General features: G+C 72.9%; 14 protein-coding genes and 1 other RNA gene. All 15 read right to left on the reverse strand.

Annotated elements, in window-relative coordinates:
• Window positions 1-2: 2 nt before the first annotated feature.
• On the reverse strand, window positions 3-1166 hold the full coding sequence (locus JTN19_RS13485; RefSeq protein ID WP_206933675.1) for an FtsW/RodA/SpoVE family cell cycle protein: 1164 nt from the start codon (window positions 1164-1166) through the stop codon (window positions 3-5).
• Window positions 1163-2509, reverse strand: a complete 1347-nt coding sequence (gene murD / locus JTN19_RS13490) for a UDP-N-acetylmuramoyl-L-alanine--D-glutamate ligase (protein ID WP_206933676.1) — start codon at window positions 2507-2509, stop codon at window positions 1163-1165. Before murD ends, JTN19_RS13485 begins: the two co-directional genes overlap by 4 nt.
• On the reverse strand, window positions 2509-3597 hold the full coding sequence (mraY, locus tag JTN19_RS13495) for a phospho-N-acetylmuramoyl-pentapeptide-transferase (RefSeq protein ID WP_206933678.1): 1089 nt from the start codon (window positions 3595-3597) through the stop codon (window positions 2509-2511). The genes murD and mraY overlap by 1 nt, the downstream gene beginning before the upstream one ends.
• Window positions 3597-4961 (reverse strand): UDP-N-acetylmuramoyl-tripeptide--D-alanyl-D-alanine ligase, encoded by a 1365-nt coding sequence (locus JTN19_RS13500; RefSeq protein WP_206933679.1) that lies wholly within the window; start codon window positions 4959-4961, stop codon window positions 3597-3599. The genes mraY and JTN19_RS13500 overlap by 1 nt, the downstream gene beginning before the upstream one ends.
• Entirely contained in the window at window positions 4958-6418 is a 1461-nt protein-coding gene (locus JTN19_RS13505) for a UDP-N-acetylmuramoyl-L-alanyl-D-glutamate--2,6-diaminopimelate ligase (protein WP_206933680.1), read from the reverse strand. The genes JTN19_RS13500 and JTN19_RS13505 overlap by 4 nt, the downstream gene beginning before the upstream one ends.
• On the reverse strand, window positions 6405-8318 hold the full coding sequence (locus tag JTN19_RS13510; protein WP_206933681.1) for a peptidoglycan D,D-transpeptidase FtsI family protein: 1914 nt from the start codon (window positions 8316-8318) through the stop codon (window positions 6405-6407). Before JTN19_RS13510 ends, JTN19_RS13505 begins: the two co-directional genes overlap by 14 nt.
• Entirely contained in the window at window positions 8315-9172 is an 858-nt protein-coding gene (gene ftsL / locus JTN19_RS13515) for a cell division protein FtsL (RefSeq protein WP_206933683.1), read from the reverse strand. The genes JTN19_RS13510 and ftsL overlap by 4 nt, the downstream gene beginning before the upstream one ends.
• Window positions 9166-10107, reverse strand: a complete 942-nt coding sequence (gene rsmH / locus JTN19_RS13520) for a 16S rRNA (cytosine(1402)-N(4))-methyltransferase RsmH (protein WP_206933685.1) — start codon at window positions 10105-10107, stop codon at window positions 9166-9168. Before rsmH ends, ftsL begins: the two co-directional genes overlap by 7 nt.
• Window positions 10104-10535, reverse strand: a complete 432-nt coding sequence (locus JTN19_RS13525; RefSeq protein ID WP_206933686.1) for a division/cell wall cluster transcriptional repressor MraZ — start codon at window positions 10533-10535, stop codon at window positions 10104-10106. The genes rsmH and JTN19_RS13525 overlap by 4 nt, the downstream gene beginning before the upstream one ends.
• 357 nt (window positions 10536-10892) lie before the next feature.
• Window positions 10893-11280: RNase P RNA component class A (gene rnpB, locus JTN19_RS13530), an RNA gene on the reverse strand.
• A gap of 55 nt (window positions 11281-11335) precedes the next feature.
• Window positions 11336-11848 (reverse strand): nucleotidyltransferase family protein, encoded by a 513-nt coding sequence (locus tag JTN19_RS13535; RefSeq protein ID WP_206933688.1) that lies wholly within the window; start codon window positions 11846-11848, stop codon window positions 11336-11338.
• On the reverse strand, window positions 11845-12522 hold the full coding sequence (locus JTN19_RS13540; protein ID WP_206933690.1) for an N-acetylmuramoyl-L-alanine amidase: 678 nt from the start codon (window positions 12520-12522) through the stop codon (window positions 11845-11847). The genes JTN19_RS13535 and JTN19_RS13540 overlap by 4 nt, the downstream gene beginning before the upstream one ends.
• Window positions 12519-14024: a flavin-containing monooxygenase gene (locus tag JTN19_RS13545; protein WP_206933691.1), complete on the reverse strand. Its 1506-nt coding sequence runs from the start codon at window positions 14022-14024 to the stop codon at window positions 12519-12521. Before JTN19_RS13545 ends, JTN19_RS13540 begins: the two co-directional genes overlap by 4 nt.
• A 280-nt stretch (window positions 14025-14304) precedes the next feature.
• On the reverse strand, window positions 14305-15066 hold the full coding sequence (locus JTN19_RS13550) for a TerB family tellurite resistance protein (protein ID WP_206934062.1): 762 nt from the start codon (window positions 15064-15066) through the stop codon (window positions 14305-14307).
• Window positions 15067-15153: 87 nt separating this feature from the next.
• Window positions 15154-15594, reverse strand: coding sequence for a DNA polymerase III subunit chi (locus JTN19_RS13555; protein WP_206933693.1), 441 nt, complete (start codon window positions 15592-15594; stop codon window positions 15154-15156).
• Window positions 15595-15662: the final 68 nt, after the last annotated feature.

Here is a 15662-nt window from a genome sequence, read left to right on the forward strand (position 1 = left end):
GGTCACGTCGGGAAGGGGGCGCGAAGCCCCGCCGTGAAGGGGTTGGCTTCCTCGCCCCGCGCGGGGCGCCGCCGCGTCAGCGCCAGCAGGAAGCCCATGCCCAGCGCCAGCGCCACGACGGAGGATCCGCCATAGCTCACGAAGGGCAGCGTCATCCCCTTGGTCGGGATCAGGTGCAGGGAGCTTCCCATGTTGATGAAGGCCTGCAGGCCGAACTGCACCAGCAGGCCGGTGGCCGCCAGGCTCACGAACACGTCACGCTCGTCCATCAGCCGCCACAGCCCGCGCAGCACGATGAAGGCGAAGAGGCCCAGGATGAGCAGGCAGGTGATGAGGCCGAATTCCTCCGCCGCCACGGGGAAGACGAAATCCGCATGGGCGTCGGGCAGCACGTCCTTCACTCGGCCCTCGCCCGGGCCGCGGCCGAACATGCCGCCATTGCCGAAGGCCTCCAGCGACATGCGGATCTGGAAATTGTCGCCCGATTCCGGGTTGAGGAAGCGCTGGATGCGGGAGCGCACATGGCCGTGCAGGGTGAAGGCCAGCACCGCCATCCCCGCCACCGCGCCCGCGCCGGCCACCACCCACATCAGGTTGATGCCCGAGACGAAGACCTGCGCCAGGAACACCGCCACGATCACGGCCAGCATGCCGATATCGGGCTGCTGCTTCATCAGCCACGCCACGCCGCCGATCAGGCCGATGGCGATGAGCAGGCCGGGGAAACGCCCCTCGCGCCGGCCTTCCGCCAGCAGCCAGGCCACGGCCACCGCGAGGCAGGGCTTGAGGAATTCCGAGGGCTGCAACGAACCGCCGGGAAAGGAGAGCCAGCGCCGCGCGCCCTTGATCTCGGTGCCGATGACCAGCGTGGCGGCCGTCAGCACCAGCGCCCCCATGGCGCCCAGCATGGCCGCGCGCAGCACCCATTTCACCGGGAGCATGGAGACGCCCACCATCACGATGACGGCGATCAGCGAATAGACCACCTGCCGCGTGAGGAACATGTGGCGCGACGAGGCGCCGATCCGCTCGGCCACCGCCGGCGAGGCCGAGAGCATCATCACATAGCCGATGCCCACCAGCGCCAGCAGCGCGGCGAGCGTCCAGCGGTCCAGGCTGGCCCACCAGCGCCCCACCGTCGAATGGTCCACGCGGACGAGGCTCATGCGGGCATTCCTTGTGGAAGGGCGGCGACCATGGCGCGGAAGGCATCGCCCCGCGCGTCGAAGCCCGTGAACTGGTCCCAGGAGGCGGCGGCGGGCGAGAGCAGCACCACCTCCGCCGCACCCGACAGGGCGGCGCGCGCCGCCAGCGGCACCGCTTCCTCCAGCGTGCCGCAAAGCCGGTGCGGCACGCCATGCGCGGCGAGCGTCGCGGCGAATTCCCCCGCGTCGCGGCCGATCAGGAAGGCCTCGGCCACGCGGTCGAAGAAGGGGGCCAGCGGCGCGATGCCGCCCGCCTTGCCCATCCCGCCCGCGATCCAGACCACGCGCGGATAGGAGGAGAGCGCCCAGGCCGTGCTGTCGGCATTGGTGGCCTTGCTGTCGTTCACGAAGGCGACGGGGCCGATGCGCCGCACCACCTCCTGCCGGTGGGGCAGGCCGGGATAGGTGGAAAGCCCCTCGGCCAGCGTGGCGCGGTCCACGCCCAGCGCCAGCGCCATGGCGCAGGCGGCGGCCGCGTTCTGCGCGTTGTGCGCGCCGGGCAGGGTGGGGCAGGCGGCGAGGTCCGCGATCTCCCCAAGCGCGTCGCGCAGCAGGTGGCCCTCCCACCAGACGCCGCCCTCGGCCAGCAGCACCACCCGTGCGGCGAGGCCCGCAGCCAGCCCGCGCGTGGGCGCATCGCCCTGGCCCAGCACCGCCACATCCCCCGCCTCCTGCCGCGCGAAGATGCGCGCCTTGGCGGCGAGATAGCCCGCCATGTCGCCATGCCGGTCCAGATGGTCGGGGCTGAGGTTCAGCATCGCGGCGCAGTTGAATCGAACCGTATCGATTCGCTCCAGCATGTAGGAGGACATCTCCAGCACATACACGCCGTCATCGCCCAGCAGCGGCATGTCCAGCGCCGCGGGGCCGAGATTTCCGCCCACCGCGCAGGGCACGCCGGCGCGCCCCAGCAGGTGGCCCAGCAGGGCCGTCGTCGTGCTCTTGCCATTGGTGCCGGTGATGCCCGCGAAGCGCGCGCGCGACCCGCTCGCGCGCACGGCGCGATACAGGAACTCCACATCGCTCAGCACGGGCTTGCCGGCCGCCCGCGCCGCCGCCGCCGCCGGGTGCGGCGCGGGCAGGGTGTGCGGGATGCCGGGCGAGAGCAGCAGCGCGTCGAAATCGAAGCCCGCGGCGGGGTCCGCGACCCGCAGCCCGGCCGCCTCCGCCCGCGCCCCCTCGCGGTCATCCCAGGCCGTCACCTCCGCCCCCCATTCGGCCAGTCGCCGCGCGGCCGGCAACCCGGCGCGGCCGAGCCCCACCACCGCGACGCGCATCCCGGCGAAGGGGGCGAAGCCGGCCATCAGCGGATCTTCAGCGTGGAGAGCCCGACCAGCCCCAGCACCATGGCGATGATCCAGAAGCGGATCACGATGGTGGGCTCCGCCCAGCCCTTCTTCTCGAAATGGTGGTGCAGCGGCGCCATCAGGAACACCCGCCGCCCCGTCCGCTTGAACCAGAACACCTGGATGATGACGGAGAGCGTCTCCACCACGAAGAGCCCGCCCACGATGGCCAGCACGATCTCATGCTTGGTGGCCACCGCGATCGAGCCCAGCGCGCCGCCCAGCGCGAGCGAGCCCGTGTCGCCCATGAACACCGCCGCCGGCGGCGCGTTGAACCACAGGAAGCCCAGCGAGGCGCCGATCAGCGCCGAGCAGAACACCGCCAGCTCCCCCGCCCCCGGCACGCCATGCAGCTGCAGGTAGTCCGCGAAGATGCGGTTGCCCACCAGGTAGGCGATCAGCGCGAAGACCGCGGCCGCGATCATGACCGGCACGATGGCCAGCCCGTCCAGCCCGTCCGTCAGGTTCACCGCGTTGGAGGCGCCCACCATCACGAAGGCGCCCATCACCGGGAAGAGGATGCCCAGCGGCACCAGGATGTCCTTGAAGAAGGGCACCGCCATGGTGCTGGACAGGCCGGGCGGCAGCAGCAGGCTGATCCAGATGGCGGCCGCCAGCGCGATGCCCCCCTGCACCAGCAGCTTCATCCGCCCCGACACGCCCTTGGTGTTGCGCTTGGTCACCTTCAGCCAGTCATCGGCGAAGCCCAGCGCGCCATAGCCCAGCGTCACCAGCAGCACCGGCCAGACGAAGCCGTTGCGAAGATCGGCCCAGAGCAGCACCGCGATGGTGAGCGAGAAGAGGATCAGCACGCCGCCCATGGTGGGCGTGCCCTTCTTGGTCAGCAGGTGGCTTTGCGGCCCGTCCTCGCGGATGGGCTGGCCCGCCGGCTGGAAGCTCCGCAGCCAGGCGATGATGGGCTTGCCGAACACCAGGCACAGCACCAGCGCCGTCATGCAGGCGGCCCCCGCGCGGAAGGTCAGGTAGCGCGCCAGGTTGAACAGGAAGAACTCGTCCGCCAGCGGGGCGAGCAGGATGGGCAACATCAGGCAGTCCTCTCGGTCAGGGCGCGGATGATCTCGGCCATCCGCATGCCGAGGGAACCTTTCACCAGCACCGCATCGCCCTCGCGCAGCGCCGCCGCCACCACGGGGGCCAGGCTCGCCGCGTCCGGCATGTGCGCCCCCCGGCGGGCGGGGGGCAGGGCGGCGAAGAGATGCCCCATCAGGGGCCCGCAGGCAAACACGAGGTCGGCCGCGTCCGCCGCATCGCTGGCCAGACCGGCATGCAGGTCGGGGCCGAATTCGCCCATCTCCAGCATGTCGCCCAGCACGGCGATGCGCCGGCGGGCCTTCTGCCCGGCCAGCACCGAGAGCGCCGCCCGCACCGCGCTGTCCGAGGCGTTGTAGCTTTCATCGAGCAGCAGGGCCGTCCCGCCATCCGGCGTGGCGATGCGGCGCATGGCGCCCCGGCCGGCCGCGGCGCCGAAGCCGTCCAGTGCGGCGGCCGCCAGCCCGGCATCGCCGCCGGCCGCCTGGATGGCCGTCAGCGCCGCCAGCGCGTTCAGCGCCATGTGCCGCCCGGGCTGGGCCAGCCTGATCTCCACATGCCGGCCCAGCAGGTCGCATTCCGCGACGCTGCCCATGGCCTCGCCCCGGAAGGCGAGCAGGCGGGCGGCGCATTCCGGCGCCTCGCCGAAGCCGATCACCCGCGCGCCGAAGCCCGCGGCATGGCCCGCGAGACGGTCGAAATGCGGGCTGTCCTGCGGCAGCACCGCGATCCCCCCCGCGCCGAGGCCGGCCATGATGGCGGCCTTCTCATCCGCGATGGCCTCCACGCTGCCCATGTTGCCGATATGCGCCGTGCCGATGGTGGTGATGACGGCCACATGCGGCGCGGCGAGGCGGGCCAGGGGGGCGATCTCGCCCGGGTTGTTCATGCCGATCTCGATGATGGCCCATTCGGCGTCACGCGGCAGGCGCGCCAGGGTCAGCGGCACGCCCCAATGGTTGTTGTGGCTGGCCGCCGCGGCATGGGTGGGGCCCAATCCCGCGCAGGCCCGCGCCAGCATGTCCTTGGTGGTGGTCTTGCCGACCGAGCCCGTGACCGCGATCACGCGCGCGGCACTCCGCGCCCGGCCCGCCGCGCCCAGCGCCGTCAGCCCGGCCAGCGTGTCGGCCACGCGCAGGGTGGGGCCGCCGGCCATGTCGCGGTCCACCATGGCGGCGGCGCCGCGCAGGAAGGCTTCGGCCACGAAGTCATGCCCGTCGCGCGCGGCGCGCAGCGCCACGAAGAGGTCGCCCGCGCCGGTCGCGCGGGTGTCAATGGTGACGCCGGTCACGGCCAGGCCGTCGCCGCAGGCGCCGCCGGTCGCCGCGCGCAGTTCCTCGGCGGTCCAGAGCGCGCTCATGCCGCCACCCGTCCCGCCAGGCGGCGCACCACCTCCACATCGTCGAAGGGGTGGGTCACGCCCGCGATGCTCTGCCCCCGCTCATGCCCCTTGCCGGCCACGGCCAGCACGTCGCCGGGGCCGAGGGCGGCCAGCGCGGCGCCGATGGCGTCCTCGCGCCCCCCCGCATCCACCGCCCCCGGCGCGCCCAGGCGCACGGCGGCGCGGATGGCGGCGGGGTCTTCGGAGCGGGGGTTGTCATCCGTCACCCAGACCCTGTCGGCGCCCTGGGCGGCGGCGGCGCCCATCAGGGGCCGCTTGCCCGGGTCCCGGTCGCCGCCCGCGCCGAACAGCACATGCAGCCGCGCCCCCGGCGCGACATGAGGCCGGAGTGCGGCCAGCAGCCGCGCCAGCGCATCGGGCGTGTGGGCGTAGTCCACATAGATGGCGGCGCCATTGGGCAGGGTGGCGGCCAGCTCCATCCGTCCGCGCACGCCGGACAGCCCCGGCAGCGCGGCCAGCAGGGCGGCGGGCGCCACGCCCAGCCCCAGCCCGAGGCCCAGCCCCACCAGCAGGTTGTCGGCCTGGAAGCGGCCGGGCAGGGGGATTTCCACCTCGCCCCGCACGCCCGCCACGTCGAGGTCGAGGCGCTGCCCGCGCGGCAGCGGCGCGTGGTCGAGCAACGCCACCTCGCCCGCGCCGTCGCCCACCTCGATGGCCCGCAGCCCGCGCGCCGCGGCCACCGCGCGCAGGGCCGCCAGCGTCTCCGCCTCCATGCCCGCATGCAGCACGGCGGGCGCGCCGGCGGGCAGCAGCGTGTCGAACAGCCGCAGCTTGGCCGCGCGGTATGCGGCCATGCCGCCGTGGTAATCCAGGTGGTCGCGCGTCAGGTTGGTGAAGCCGGCACCCGCCAGTGCCACGCCATCCAGCCGCCGCTGGTCCAGCCCGTGCGAACTCGCCTCCATGGCGAGATGCGTCACTCCCGCCGCGTGCAGCTTCGCCAATGTCGCGTGCAGCGCCACGGGGTCGGGGGTGGTGAGGCTCTCCTCCTCCGGCAGTCCGGGCGCCCGCAGGCCGAGCGTGCCGAGCGAGGCCGCCGCCCACCCCTCCGCCGCCAGCAATTGCCGCGTGAACTCCACGGTGCTGGTCTTGCCATTGGTGCCCGTGACGGCGACCACATGCGCGGGCTGCGCGCCATGGAAGGCGGCGGCGAGGCGGGCCAATGCCAGGCGCGGGTCGGCCGCCGTGATCCAGGCCAGCCCCGCTTCCGCCGCCACGCCGGCCCCCGCCAGCACGGCCACCGCGCCGCGCGCGCGGGCATCGGCGATGAAGCGCGCGCCATCGGCCTTCACGCCGGGCAGGGCGGCAAAGAGGAAGCCCGGCCGCACCGCCCGGCTGTCGGCCGTCAGCCCCGTGATCTCGGCGTCAGGACCTTCGGCGGTCAGACCCGCGCGGGCCAGTAGGTCATGGAGCCGCATGGCGGCCCTCGGCCGTCTGGATGGCGCCCTGGGGCAAGCCGGTGCGCCGGATGGGCGCCACCTCGGGCAGGGTGGGCGCGATGGCGGGGGCGGGGCGCGCGGCGGGCTGGCGGGGTGCCGCCATGGGCGCCGTGGCGGGCGCGCGCGGCCGGGCCGGCTGCAGCGGCACGTGCAGGGATTGCTCGATCTCGGCCAGGCGCTCCGTCTCGGGCACCAGGCCCAGGATGGGGGCCACGCGCTGGATCACGCGGCCGGCCGCAGGCGCGGCGACCACGCCCGCGGTCGCGAACGGGCCCGTGTCGGCGCGCGGCCGCGGCTCATCCACCATGAGATAGACGGCATAGCGCGGCGCGTGCATCGGGAAGACGCCCACGAAGGCCGAGACGCGGCGGTCGGTCGAATAGCCGCGCCCATTGGCGTTGGGCTTCAGCGCCGTGCCCGTCTTGCCGCCGACGAAATAGCCGGGCGCATTGGCGCCGCGCGCCGAGCCTTCGGTCACCGCGATCCGCATCAGCCGGCGCATCTGGTGCGAGGTGCGCTCGCTGATGACGCGCGTGCCCTCGCGCTGCGCCCCGTCGGGCTGGGCCAGGATGGTGGGGGTGCGGAACAGCCCGCCATTGGCCAGCGTGGCGGCGGCGTTGATGACGTGCAGCGGCGTGATGGAGACGCCATGGCCGAAGCCGATGGTCATGGTGTGGATGTCGCGCCAGTCGCGCTCGCCGGGCAGCAGGATGGCCGCCGATTCCGGCAGCTCGATGGACAGGCGCTGGTGCCGCGCGATGCCGAAGCGCGAGAGGAACTCCCGGTGCCGCGCCGTGCCCACCGTCATCGCCATGTGCGCGGAGGCGATGTTGGACGAGTACGCGATGATCTCGGGCAGCGCGAGCCAGCGGTTCTTGCCGCGGAAATCGCTGATGGAGTGCCGGCCGAAGCGGATGGGGCGGGAGGCGTCGAAGCCCGAATGCATCTGCACCGTGCCCAGTTCCAGCGCCATGGCCGCCGTCAGCAGCTTCATGGTGGAGCCGGGCTCATAGACGCCCTCCACCGCGCGGTGGAAGCGGTTGCCGGGCGGCGAGCCGGCCGGGTCCGCGCCGCTGAAATCGGGCAGCGAGGCCATGCCCAGCATCTCGCCCGTGTTCACGTCCATCACCATGGCGACGCCGCCGATGCCGCTGAAGCGCTCGATGGTGTGGGCCAGCGTCTCGCGCAGCTCGCGCTGCACCCGGATGTCGAGGGAGAGGCGCAGCGCGTTGCGGTCCACCCGCAGGCGCTCATCGAACCAGCGCTCGGCGCCGAAGAGGCCCTGGTTGTCCACGTCCACCAGGCCCAGCACATGCGCCGCGTCGCGCCCTCGGGGGTAGGTGCGGCGCTCGGCCGTCTCGAAGTTCAGGCCGACGATGCCGAGCGCGTTGATCGCCTCTTCCTGGCGGGGCGTGATGAAGCGATCAATGTAGGCGAAGACGTAGGGCGGCGAGAGGCGCGCCACCAGGCGCTCGCGGTCCAGGTGCGGCAGGATGGGGTGCAGCAGCGCCGCCACCGCCTCGGGGTCCTGGATATGGGCGGGCCGCGCGTAGAGGGCGCGGCCGCGCACCGTCACCGCCAGCACCTCGTTGTTGCGGTCCACGATCTCGGCGCGCGTCACGGGCGGCTCGGCGCGGGGGAGGGGGCGCGGCTGGGCGATGGCCGAGGAAGCCGGGTTGATCACCGTGCGGTCCGCCAGCGTGACCGCGACGGCGCCGAACAGCATGGCGAAGCCGAAGGTGGCGAAGCCCAGCCGCGCGCGCATCTGGCGGTGATGGTCGGGCTGGCGCGGGGCGGGGCGGCGCAGCGCGGCGCGGGGCGCGGGCCGGACGGGCGAGGCCTCTGGAGGGAGCGGCGGAGGGGCGGGGGGCAGGTTCATCGGCCGAAGGGCACGGGGGGTGGCAGGGAGACGCCGCCGCCGAGCATGGAACCCGCCTGCGGCATGGGCGGCGCCATGGGGGCGGCGCGCACATGCATCGCGGTCCGCAGCGCGGGGTCGGCGGCGGGGCGGGCGGCGACGACCTCACGCGGGGCCGGGGCCGGGCGGGCCGGGGCCTCCGCGAGGCGCGGGGCGGGGCGGGGCTCGGGCGCGCGGCGGGGTTCGGGCGCGCGTGCGGCCACGGGGGTGGCGCGCGGGGCGGGCGTGGCGACGGGCGTGGGCGCCACCGCCACCGCCACGGCCTGCGGCGCGGGGGCCGGCGTCACCACGGGCGCCACCGCGGCCGCGACCTGCGCGGCCACCAGCGGCGCGGGCGCCGGCGCATCGGACACGGAAGCGGGCCGCGCGTCGGTGAACCTCGCGGCAGGCCGCGCATCGGCCAATGTCGCGGCGGGCCGCGCTTCAGCCAGCATCGTGCGCGCGGAGAAGACCAGCACCTCGCCCGGCGCGGCCGCCACATCGGTGCGCGGGCGGAAGGCGCCGGGGCCGCCGGCGAATTCGGCGGGCGCGGGCAGCCGCCGCCCGGCATCGGCCACGCGCAGGAATTGCTGCGGCGTGGTGGGCACCAGGTCCGGCAGGTGCGCCGCGGCCAAGGCCTGCAGCCGGTCCTGGTCGGTCAGTCGCGCCCATTCGGCGGAGAGGGTGCGCGTCTGCACGCGCTCGGCCTCGGTCGCCTGCAGGGTGCGGCGCAGCTCCGCCTCCACCGCGTCCACCTCCGCCTTGATGGAGTAGACGTGGAAGCCCGTGCCCAGGAAGGCGAGGCAGCCCAGGAAGGCGAGGGGTCGGATCAGCATGGCACGGCCTCGGGCTTGCGGCGCAGCGCGCGCAGATGCGCGCTGCGGGAACGTGGGTTGGCGGCGATCTCGGCGGCGGAAGGGCGGAGCGAGCGCGGCGTCAGCAGCTCGAAGCGCGTGGGGGCGTGGGCGGCCATCAGCGCGCCCGGATCATGGCGGGAGGCGGCGGGCATGCGGCCGGAGGCCTTCTGGAAGGCGCGCTTCACGATGCGATCTTCCAGCGAGTGAAAAGACACCACAACGATTCGCCCACCGGGTGAAAGCAGACTCATCGCAGCTTCCAGCCCGCGCGTGACCTCCCCCAGCTCGTCATTCACGCGAATGCGCAGCGCCTGGAAGCTGCGCGTCGCGCCATCGAGGCCCGAGGGGTCGCGCGGGACGGCGCGGCGGATCACTTCGGCGAGCTGCGCGGTGGTGGTGAAGGGGGCCTCCGCGCGCGCGCGGATGATGGCGCGGGCCACGCGGCGCGAATGGCGTTCCTCGCCGAATTCCCAGATCAGCTCGGCCAGCTCGCGCTCGTCCAGCGTGTTCACGAGGTCGGCGGCGGAAGGCCCGTCGCGGCCCATCCGCATGTCGAGCGGCCCGTCCGCGCGGAAGGAGAATCCGCGGTCCGGCGTGTCGAGCTGGAAGGAGGAGACGCCGAGATCGAGCACCACGCCGTCGAGTGCCGAAACGCCGCGCGCGGCGAGATGCGCCACCATGTCGCCGAAGCGTCCCTCGATGAGGTGCAGCCTTCCCGGATGGCGCGCGGCGAGTGCGGCGCCGCGCGCGATGGCGTCCGGGTCGCGGTCCATGGCCCAGAGGGTGCAGGGGGCGGCATCGAGGAAGGCGGACGCATAGCCGCCGCCGCCGAAGGTGCCGTCCAGGATCACTTCGCCGGCGCGGGGGGCCAGCGTGTCCAGCACCTCGGTGAGCATGACGGGGATATGGGTCATGACGCCCTCGGCATCGGGCGGGTGGCGGCGAGGGCCCGCGCCAGGCGCGCGTCGAAGGCCTGGCGCGACCAGATCTCGAAGAAGCTGCGGCGGCCCACGAAATACAATTCGTTGCCGAGTTCCGCGTGACGGATCAGGTGCGGCGGGACGATGATGCGCCCTTCCGCGTCCGGCTGGACCGGCACGACCACGGCGATGAGGGCGTAGAGGCGGTCATCCTCCTCCTCGCTCGGGATGTCGAGCGGGCCGAGGCGCGGCGCATCGGTGGCGGCGAAGTCCATGGAGGGCCAGGCTTCGAGGAAGGTGCCGCGCACGGAAGGGCGAAGGTAGAGGGGTTGGCTGTTGAGCTGGCGACGGAAATCGGCGGGAACGGAGCAACGCCCCTTCTTGTCCAGCGTGCCATCGAGGGATCCGACGAATTCGACCATCGCGACCGTCGGTGACCCCCCGTTGCGCCCTGGGGGGTTCGGCGTCGCCGCCCCGCCCCGGCTCCGGGGTGGAACAGCGGCCGACGAGGCCCCCCGACCCCGCCGGCTCGCCCGACCAAACCCTTCCGGTGATGGCTCGCCCCCCCGAGCTTGCTCACCCCGTCTGGGCTGGGTGTGTTGTATCTGGGTGGATGCCCCTAATCAAGGGATATTATGGGACGGCGCTGAGAGGGCATTTTGAGAAACACAATAAAATCAATGCATTCAGCTTGAGCGTGACAAGCCGGTTGTAGCCCGGTGTGGGTTTCGCGCGGGGGTGTGGCAGCACGGCCACACTGGCTTTGGCTGTGGTATGGTGGTGCCGAGGGGCCTGTAAGCCGGGTTCTGTCCGGCGCTTGCGCGCCTGGGCGACCATTCCTCTGGAGCGGGTGTCACCACCCGCTTCGCGCGGCCAACCCGGAGGGCGGGGCGGAAAACCCCTGCGTTACCGCGGCCCTCCCTATTCGGCCTTGCTCCCGGTGGGGTTTGCCGTGCCGCCGCCATTGCTGGAAGCGCGGTGGGCTCTTGCCCCACCGTTTCACCCTTGCCGCGCCGGATTTCTCGGGCGTGGCGGTCTGTTCTCTGTGGCACTTTCCCTGAGGGCTTGCGCCCCCGCCGGCCGTTAGCCGGCACCGTCCTTCCGTGGAGCCCGGACTTTCCTCCAGCGCGCGATCTCTCGCCCGCCAGCGGTCGCCCGGCCCCCCGGCACCGCGCTTCTGTTGCGCCCGGGGGCGGGAGGGGTCAAGCCTGGGGTGGGCAGGTCAGGCCCAGGCCAGCCCGGGCCAGCGCGCGAACCAGCCACGCGCGGCGGCGCGCGCCTCCACCACCGCGCGGCGCTGGGCGAAGGCCGGGGTGGGGCGCAGGCGCAGCGCGAAGAGGTCCGCCCAGCCATGCGGCGCCAGCAACGCCAGCCGCCCGCCCTCCCAGCGGGCGGCGATGGCGGTCGCGGTCTCGGGCCAGAGGGCGATGGCGCCGGCCAGGTCATCGGCCGGCATCAGCCCCGCCTGGTTCACCACCTCCCAGCGCGGGCCTGGCTCGGCCTGGGCCAGGCCCGCGGCGAAGGGCGCGGTGTCCAGCCCCGGCGCGTGGAAGACGAGATCCAGGTCGGCCGCGTCCGGATCGGGCTCGCGGCCATGCAGCCAGTCCCAGGCCGCGTTCCGCAGGAAGCCGGCGCCGAGCCAGCCGCCGGGCGGCCCATGCCGGGCCGCGGCGCGCAGCAGCGCCGCCATCCGCCCATGGGCCAGGACGCGGTGGGCGAACTCCGCTTCGGTCATGCGATGGCGCGCAGCAGCCCGGCCATGCGCGCCAGCGTCACCGCATCCGCCACGCCATCCACCCGGTCGGGCCGCCAATGGCGCTGGAAGGCCGTGACCAGCACGGGCAGGGGAAGGTCGGTGCGGTAGCCGATGCGGCCGAGCAGGGTCAGCGCATCGGCCTCCGGCGCGGCGTCCTCCTTCGGCCAAAGCCCGACGCCGCACTTCGCCAGCCCCTCCCAGTCGAACAGCTCGCCCGGGTCCTCCTTGCGGTCGGGCGCCACGTCGCTGTGGGCCAGCACATGGCGGGCGGGGATGGGGTGGCGGGCCAATATGTCGAGGCAGAGGTCCGCCACCGCGGCCATCTGCAGCGCGGGGAAGGGGCGGTAGCCCCATTCATGGCCGGGGTTCACGATCTCGATGCCGATGGAGACGGCGTTCAGCGCGCTCCGCCCGCCCCAATGCGACACGCCCGCATGGCGCGCGCGGCGGGCCTCGTCCACCAGGCGGAAGATGCGCCCATCCTCCTCCACCAGGTAGTGCGAGGAGACGCCCGCCTCCGGGTCGCGCAGCCGCGCCAGCGCCTCGGCGCCCGTCTTCATGCCGGTGTAGTGCAGGATCAGCATGTCCACCGCCGCCCCCTCGGGGCGGGCGTCATGGTTGGGCGAGGGCCGCTCCTCGACGCGGAGATTCATGAATACACGAAGGCCGCGTCCTTCAGGTCAATGGCCGGGAACTCGTCCTTCTCGCGCCAATAGTCCTGGTTGTGCTGCCATTCGGGCTTGTCGCCGCGCTTGGGCAGCAGGTGCATGCCGCGCATGAGGTAGCCCGGGTTGAAGTTCTCGGGGTCGATCCAGGGCAGGAGGGGCATGTTGTGGTCCTCGGGCCGCAGCGCCACCTCCACCTGCCTCGCACCCCGTTGCTCCATCTCGGCCAGCAGGCGGCAGACGAAATCCCCCACCAGGTCGGCCCGCAGCGTCCAGGAGGCGCGGAAATAGCCGAAGACCCAGGCCATGTTGGGCACGCCCGTGAACATCATGCCGCGATAGGTCACGGTCTCGTGGAAGGCGAGCGGCCGGCCATCAATGGTGAAGGCGATGTCACCCAGCACGTTCAGCTCGAAGCCCGTGGCGGTGACGATGAGGTCCGCCTCCAGCTCCTGGCCTGACTTCAGCTTGATGCCGGCGGGGGTGAAGCACTCGATCTCATCCGTCACCACGCTGGCCGTGCCGGCGGCCACGGCCTGGAACAGGTCGCCATCGGGCACATAAGCGAGGCGCTGGTGCCAGGGGCGGTAGCGCGGGGTGAAATGGGTGCCGATGTCGTAATCCTCGCCCACGATGGCGCGGACATTGGCGAGCAGTTCCTCGGCCACCTTCTCCGGTTCGCTGAAGCTGCGGGCGGTGAACTTCGCCTGCTCGAACAGGATTTTTCGGCGGACGATCTCGTGCACCCAGCTCTCGTCCACGTTCAACTCACGCAGCTGGTCCGCGATATCAATCCCGTTGCGCCCGATGCGGAACCAGGTGGGCGAGCGCTGGAGCAGCGTCACATGCCCCGCCCGCCCCGCCATGGCCGGCACGATGGTGGCGGCCGAGGCGCCGGAGCCGATGACGATGACGCGCTTGCCAGCATAGTCCAGCCCCTTGGGCCAGGTCTGCGGGTGCACCACCTGACCCTGGAACTTCTCCATGCCGGGCCATTCCGGCGTGTAGCCCTCCGCGTGGCGGTAATAGCCCTGGCACATCCAGAGGAAGTTGCAGGTGAAGCGCCGGCGCTGGCCGGTGGCGGTGTCGGTCGCCTCCAGCGTCCAGAGCTTGGCGTCGCTGTCCCAGGCGGCGCTGTGGATGGCGTGGTTGTAGCGGATATGCGGCGCGAGGCCGTTTTCCGCGATCACCTCGCCCATGTAGTTCAGGATCTCGGAGGCGGCGGCGATGGGCGGCCCCACCCAGGGCTTGAAGCGGTAGCCGAAGGTGTAGAGGTCACTGTCCGACCGGATGCCGGGATATTTGTGCGTGAGCCAGGTGCCGCCGAAGCTGTGCAGCGCCTCCAGCACCACGAAGCTGGTGCCCGGCCGCTGCGTGGTGAGGTGATAGGCCGCCCCCACCCCGGAAATGCCGGCGCCCACGATGAGCACGTCGAAATGCTCGGTGGCGGCGGTGTGGGTTGCTTCGGGGTGCAGGCCGGTGTCGGGCATGGACGTCTCCGCGGCGCGGGTTTGTCCGATGCTAACAGCGGCCTGACCGGCAGGGGAAGCGCGGCGGAAGGCAGGGTGTCCTCGCAACCCGCCCCCTCTGGTCGGCGGCGCGGCTTTGCCGGGCCAACGGCGGCACCGGCCAGGAGAGGCGCCAAACCGGGGCCCCCGCGAAAGCGCGAAGCGATTTCGTGGGGTGGTTGCGGGGCCCCCGCGAAAGCGCGAAGCGATTTCGTGGGGTGGTTGCGGGGCCCCCGCGAAAGCGCGAAGCGATTTCGTGGGGTTAAAGTTTCCTGTCGCGCTTGATCCGGTCCCAGGCCGCGTTGATCTCGGCCACCTTCCCCGTGGCGCGCTGGATGAATTCCGCCGGCACCCCGCGCGAGGCCAGCGCATCCGGGTGGTTCTCGCGCATCAGCCGCTTCCAGGCCGCGCGCACATCCTCGTCCGAGGCGTTGGCCGGGATGCCCAGCACGGCATAGGGGTCGAAGCCGGGCTGCCCGCCATCCATCCGCGCCTGGCCGTCGCGGGCGCGTTCCCAGCTGCGCGCATCGAGGCCGAAGCCCGTCTGCACGCGCTGGAGGAAGCGCACCTCGCCCCGCGTCAGCGGCCCGTCCGCGCGGGCGATCTGGAAGAGGGCCGCCAGCACATCCTCCAGGATGGTGCGGTTGTCGGCGAAGGCCTGGCCCAGGCGGTCGGCGAAGGGTTCGAACTCGTCGGCGCTGTCGCGCGCCTCGTCAAACAGGCGCGCCACATCCTTCATGTTCTGCGGCGGGATGCGGAACAGGCGCTTGAAGGCGTCAATCTCCGCCCGTACCACCGGCCCGTCGCATTTCGCGAGCTTGGCCGAGAGCACCACCACGCAGATGGCGAACAACTGCTCCTTGGAGCCGAGCAGGGAGGCGAGGCTGGCCGCATCGGGCCCCAGGCGCCGCCGCAGCCCGCCCGCATCGGCCGCATGGCCCGCGGCCGCGCCCAGCACGGCGCCGAGCGGCCCGCCGGTCGCGAAGCCGGCGATGCCGCCGATGATCTTGCCCCAGAACCCCAAAATCCGATCCAACCCTTGCCGCCCCGGCGGCGGGGGCGTGTGTGTCCGTGCCGTAAGATAGCATGGGGGCCGGGGATTTGCAGACCCTCAGGCCTTGCGCTCCCAGCCCGATGGCGTCTGCTGCCAGTAGGCGAGGGTGTGGCCGGCCGCCTTCGCCGCCGCCCAGCGCCGCCGCGCGGCCGCGACCGCCGCCTCGTCGCCCCCGTCGAAGAGGTCGAAGACGCGCTCATAGAGGTCGAGGCAGGCGCTTTCCGCCCCATCGGTCAGGAAGAGGTGCCGGGCGCCATTGGCCGGCGGCCCGTCCTCGGTGGTGAGGAAGATGGGCTGGAGTTCGGCATCCCGCGTGCCATGCGGCAGCCAGTCGGGCTCGATGCAGGTCCAGAGCGCGTCGTCGAGCGAGGTCAGCCGCTCCGGCCCCGCGCAGAGCACCAGCGCCCGCGCCGGCAGCGCCAGCACGCGGCCCAGCAGCCGGGGCAGGGCCTGCTCCAGGCTGGAGCGTGTCAGGTGGTAGAAGCCTATCTCGGCCATCTACCGGTCCGATCGTGGCCGGTGCGCAGCGTCGGCCGCGTGAATCGGCCCGGCCGAGCAAGGTGCCG

This window comes from Roseococcus thiosulfatophilus, from assembly GCF_017311575.1.
Lineage (GTDB): Bacteria > Pseudomonadota > Alphaproteobacteria > Acetobacterales > Acetobacteraceae > Roseococcus > Roseococcus thiosulfatophilus.

Excerpts from the sequence above, each read along its gene's own strand:
- JTN19_RS13500 (WP_206933679.1), bottom strand. The coding sequence starts at position 4,961 with ATGAGCGCGCTCTGGACCGCCGAGGAACTGCGCGCGGCGACCGGCGGC.
- mraY (WP_206933678.1), bottom strand. The coding sequence starts at position 3,597 with ATGTTGCCCATCCTGCTCGCCCCGCTGGCGGACGAGTTCTTCCTGTTC.
- JTN19_RS13555 (WP_206933693.1), bottom strand. The coding sequence starts at position 15,594 with ATGGCCGAGATAGGCTTCTACCACCTGACACGCTCCAGCCTGGAGCAG.
- rsmH (WP_206933685.1), bottom strand. The coding sequence starts at position 10,107 with ATGACCCATATCCCCGTCATGCTCACCGAGGTGCTGGACACGCTGGCC.
- JTN19_RS13510 (WP_206933681.1), bottom strand. The coding sequence starts at position 8,318 with ATGAACCTGCCCCCCGCCCCTCCGCCGCTCCCTCCAGAGGCCTCGCCC.
- ftsL (WP_206933683.1), bottom strand. The coding sequence starts at position 9,172 with ATGCTGATCCGACCCCTCGCCTTCCTGGGCTGCCTCGCCTTCCTGGGC.
- JTN19_RS13525 (WP_206933686.1), bottom strand. The coding sequence starts at position 10,535 with ATGGTCGAATTCGTCGGATCCCTCGATGGCACGCTGGACAAGAAGGGG.
- JTN19_RS13545 (WP_206933691.1), bottom strand. The coding sequence starts at position 14,024 with ATGCCCGACACCGGCCTGCACCCCGAAGCAACCCACACCGCCGCCACC.
- JTN19_RS13535 (WP_206933688.1), bottom strand. The coding sequence starts at position 11,848 with ATGACCGAAGCGGAGTTCGCCCACCGCGTCCTGGCCCATGGGCGGATG.
- JTN19_RS13505 (WP_206933680.1), bottom strand. The coding sequence starts at position 6,418 with ATGCGGCTCCATGACCTACTGGCCCGCGCGGGTCTGACCGCCGAAGGT.
- murD (WP_206933676.1), bottom strand. The coding sequence starts at position 2,509 with ATGGCCGGCTTCGCCCCCTTCGCCGGGATGCGCGTCGCGGTGGTGGGG.
- JTN19_RS13540 (WP_206933690.1), bottom strand. The coding sequence starts at position 12,522 with ATGAATCTCCGCGTCGAGGAGCGGCCCTCGCCCAACCATGACGCCCGC.
- JTN19_RS13485 (WP_206933675.1), bottom strand. The coding sequence starts at position 1,166 with ATGAGCCTCGTCCGCGTGGACCATTCGACGGTGGGGCGCTGGTGGGCC.